Consider the following 3,054-nt stretch of genomic DNA (forward strand, 5'->3'; position numbering starts at 1 on the left):
TAAGCGTCGGATGGGGTGTCCCAAGAGGGACGGGATGAACAGGCGTAGGTCATACTGGATCCGCTGGAGCATGCGACAGCTACAGCCCGGCCTTGACATTGGTGCTGACCGAGAGCCCGTTGTTAAGCGTGGGTCCGAAGTCGCGTAGAGGTCAGTGGTGACGTCCGCTTGATGCGGCGATCCCGTTCAGGAGTTTGTTCGTGACGTAACTTCGGGCCGCAGGTTCCAGCAGAAGGAGCCTACGATGAGCAGCAAGGCCAAGCCAAGACAGAGTGGACGGATGCTGCCGATCATGCACCCCGATGCGGCGGGGATTGATATCGGCGCCGAAGAGATATTTGTTTCTGTTCCGCCGGATCGCGACATCGATTCAGTCCGTCGATTCGATACATTCACTCGCGATTTGTTAGCATTGGCCGATTGGCTGCGCGAGTGCAACATCCGATCCGTAGCCATGGAGTCGACTGGTGTTTACTGGATTCCGCTTTATCAGATTCTGGAAACGCACGGGTTTGAGGTCTTCCTGGTTAACGCACATCATGTGAAGAACGTTCCCGGGCGCAAGAGCGACGTTTCGGACTGTCAGTGGATCCAGTATTTGCACTCTGTGGGATTGCTGAAGGCGAGTTTTCGGCCGCCCGACGAGATCTGCGTATTGCGCGCTCTTTGGCGCCACCGAGAGGGTCTCGTACAGATGGCAGCTGAACATATTCAGCACATGCAGAAAGCTCTAAGTCAGATGAACCTCCAGCTGCATCATGTCTTGAGCGATATCGTTGGCGTAAGCGGGATAGCGATTCTGGATGCCATCCTGGCGGGAGAACGGGATCCAGCCAAGCTGGCCAGTTTATGTAATCGACGCATCCGCAGTTCACGCCAGACAGTCGCGAAGTCTCTGGAAGGAGACTATCGTCCCGAGCATTTGTTTGCGCTTCGCCAGTCCCTGTCAGCCTATCGGTTCTATAAGCAACTGATGGCCGAGCTGGATCTCGAACTGGAGCAGAACATGCGGAAACTTCCACGAGCCGAAGACGCGCCGCACAAACGACCAGTTGGAACCAAGAAGCGGATCTATCAACACGCGGGCAACGAGCCCAGCTTCGATCTGAAGGAAGAGCTGTTTCGTATCGCAGGCGTCGATCTCACCGATGTGCCCGGTATCAGTACCTTGACTGCACATACCATCCTAATGGAGGTTGGAGCAGATGTTTCGCGCTTCCGCAACGCCTCTGCCTTCGCATCCTGGTTGGGACTCTGCCCGGAGAAGCAGGTCAGCGGAGGAAAGGTCCTCTACACTCGCACGCGCAAGGTGAAGAACAGAGCAGCCATCGCATTGCGACTCGGAGCACACTGCCTCTACCACGCTCAGAACTACCTGGGAGATTTCTACCGCAAGATGAAGTGGAGACTTGGGGCGCCAGCCGCGGTAACGGCCACCGCACACAAGCTGGCTCGCATCGTCTATCACTTGCTTTCCACCAGGCAGCCGTACTCAGATAAGGTCTTCTCTCGATTCGATCAACAGACGAGTGTCCGTGCCGAAAAGCGTTTGCGCAAGCAGGCTGCCGAGCTTGGCTTCCAACTTGCACCCATTACCGGAACAACTTGAAGGTTGTGTTCATCAGGAGTCGAGGAGGAGCACGAGGGTGTTACAAAGGCTGAACTCAGCGGTGTGCTGATTCAGAGAACTACCCACGGAGGCTCCTCAGAGACATATGTATTACATCGGACTTGATGTTCACAAGAAAACGATCAGCTATTGCGTGAAGGACGCGGCCGGCAAGATCCATCAGGAAGGCAAGATCGGATCGACGCGGCGCGAACTTGATGCCTGGATCAAGACCGTTCCCCAACCCCGGATGATCGCCATGGAAGCGACGATCTTCACGGGCTGGATTTACGATCATCTGCTTCCGCATGCCGAGAAGGTGAAGGTTGCCCATCCGCTGATGCTGCGGGCCATTGCAGCAGCGAAGCGGAAGAACGACAAGATCGATGCCAGCAAGATCGCCGACTGTTTGCGTTGTGATTTTCTTCCCGAGTGCTACATGACATCGACCGAGATCCGCGACCGGCGGCGCACCCTGCGCTACCGCGGACTGCTGGTGAAGCAGATGGTGCAGATGAAGAACCGGATCTCGGGCCTGTTGATGGAGACCGGCGTGAGCTACAACAAGCAGCGACTGCACAAGGTGGGCTACTTTACCGAGCTGATGTCGGGCAACGAAGAGATCGACTGTGTCAGGCCGCTGTTGAAGCTGAGCCGGGAGACGATTAATCGAACGCAGAAGCTGGACTATGCGCTGGTGAGTTCGCTCGAGCGCGACCCGCTGCTGGCCGAACGGCTAAAGCGTTTGCGAACGGTTCCCGGAGTGGGTCCGATTACGGCGCTGACCTGGGTTCTGGAGATCGGCGATGTGGCACGCTTCCAATCGATCAAGCAGGCCATCAGTTATTGCGGACTGTGCGGTGCCGAGAAGCGTTCAGCGGACAAGATCGTGCGCACGCCGATTTCCAAGCAGCGCAACAAGCATATTCAGCAGGTGCTGGTGGAAGCGGCGAAACTGGCACCGCGATACAGCCATGAATTGGCTTTGCTCCACGAGAAGGAAAAGCAGAGGGGCGATCGCAACCGAGCCACGTTAGCTGTAGCCAGGAAGATGGTGGCCTGGATGGTTGCGGTCGAACGCAGAAAACAGGATTTCGTGCCTGCCGAGGAACGCGGAGGCACGGTGGCAGCCTAAAAGCCTGCCCATGAATGAAAAACACCAGGATTATTCCGATGCGCAGACTGCCAGGCCCCGCAAGTTGGCCACTGGGCGATGGAGTGAAAACTCCGGAGGCTCCCGTTGAATTGTTTCGGGGCTGGCAGAGAACACAAACTCAATCTTCTGTGCGGACTCTTCGGGGTCTCAGACAGCAAATGGATGTGTGGTTCTGCTTGATGCAGGAATCATCGGCCGAGAGGCACTGTTGCGTAACGGTAGATCCTGATCAGACCAACTGCGCGCCCTCCGGTGCGCGCCCACGAATCTTGTGCTTTTCCTTGACAGA

Annotated in this window: 2 protein-coding genes; both read left to right on the forward strand. The window is 56.5% G+C overall.

All coding sequences use genetic code 11. The annotated features are described in order from the left end of the window. Nucleotides 1-244: 244 nt before the first annotated feature. A complete protein-coding gene (locus WCA10_RS16675; protein WP_472823642.1) occupies nt 245-1,609 on the forward strand; it encodes an IS110 family RNA-guided transposase in 1,365 nt (454 codons plus the stop codon). Between the two features lie 154 nt (nt 1,610-1,763). Then, nucleotides 1,764-2,744, forward strand: a complete 981-nt coding sequence (locus tag WCA10_RS16680; RefSeq protein WP_472823643.1) for an IS110 family RNA-guided transposase — start codon at nt 1,764-1,766, stop codon at nt 2,742-2,744. Nucleotides 2,745-3,054 lie beyond the last annotated feature (310 nt).

It is taken from the genome of Occallatibacter sp., from assembly GCF_049582745.1.
GTDB lineage: Bacteria > Acidobacteriota > Terriglobia > Terriglobales > Acidobacteriaceae > Telmatobacter.